General features: G+C 68.7%; 2 protein-coding genes. One reads left to right on the plus strand and one right to left on the minus strand.

Annotated features, from left to right (window positions below):
• The coding region (locus H8R17_RS45465) for an IclR family transcriptional regulator (protein WP_187828993.1) at positions 1–416 on the plus strand (416 nt) is incomplete at its 5' end.
• A 22-nt stretch (positions 417–438) separates the two neighbouring features.
• Here the strand turns inward: H8R17_RS45465 and H8R17_RS45470 are convergent.
• Positions 439–1,202 (minus strand): SRPBCC family protein (locus H8R17_RS45470; protein WP_187828994.1); only part of this gene is annotated, 764 nt, incomplete at its 5' end.

Consider the following 1,202-nt stretch of genomic DNA (forward strand, 5'->3'; position numbering starts at 1 on the left):
AGGTGCGCGGCCCGGGGGCCGTCGCCGCACAGAACTGGGTCGGCCAGCTGACGCCGTTGCACGCCACCTCGAGCGGCAAGATCCTGCTCGCCTACCTGCCCGCCAAGGAACGCGCCGCGCTGCTGGCCGCGACGGGCCTGAAGAAGGTCACCCCGCGCACCGTCACCGCGAAGACGAAGCTGGAGAAGAACCTCGTCGCGGTCCGCGAGAGCGGCTACGCCTGGGCCCTGGAGGAACTCGAACTCGGCCTGCACGCCATGGCCGCTCCGGTCCGCAACCGCGACGGCGATGTCGTGGCGGCACTGAGCGCCTCCGGGCCCTCGTACCGGCTCACCACGGAGCGCCTGCACGAGCTCGCTCCGCTGCTGATCAAGGGTGCGGACGAGATCAGCCACCGGATGGGGTACCTGGGTTGAGCGGCCCGTCCGGCCGCCGCCGCTACTGCGGCTGCCGTGTGCCCAGACGCTCGTGCACCCAGTCGTGGAAGCCGCCGATGTGGTGCTCGCTGGGCACGAGTACGCCCCCCTTGGCGTACATCCGGGAACTCATTGCGGGCTGCGTGCGCTCGCAGGCCTCGAAGTCCTGCAGGTTGACGCGGTGGAAGAGCTCCACGGACCTGCTGACGTCCTTGCCGCTGTCGATGACATGCGGGAGGTAGAGCCAGTCGCACTCGACGATCGTGCGGTCGACGGCCACCGGGAACATGCGGTGGAAGACCACATGGTCGGGGACGAGGTTGATGAAGACCTGCGGCCTGACGGTGATCGCGTAGTAGCGGCGGTCCTGGTCCTCGGCGACGCCCGGAATGCGGTCCAGGCCCTCGGAGCCGTCGACGGTGAATCCCTGGACGTCCGCACCGAACTCGGCGCCATGGCCGACGTAGTACTGGGCGGCGAAGCCGTCGGCGAACTCCGGGAGCACCTCGGTGAGTTCCGGGTGGATCGTGGCGCAGTGGTAGCACTCCATGAAGTTCTCGATGATGAGCTTCCAGTTCGCCCTGACGTCGTAGACGTTCCGCCGGCCCACGGAGAGACTGCCGATGTCATAGCGCTCGATCGACTCGGCGTCGCCGAGACGGCCGACGACATCGCCGATGACGTGCTCCTCGAAGGACGGCGGGTTCTCCGCCAGGCAGACCCAGACATAGCCGAGCCATTCGCGGGTGGCCACCGGCGCCAGGCCGTACTCGGTGCGGCCCACGT

Source organism: Streptomyces sp. TRM68367, from assembly GCF_014495685.1.
GTDB lineage: Bacteria > Actinomycetota > Actinomycetes > Streptomycetales > Streptomycetaceae > Streptomyces.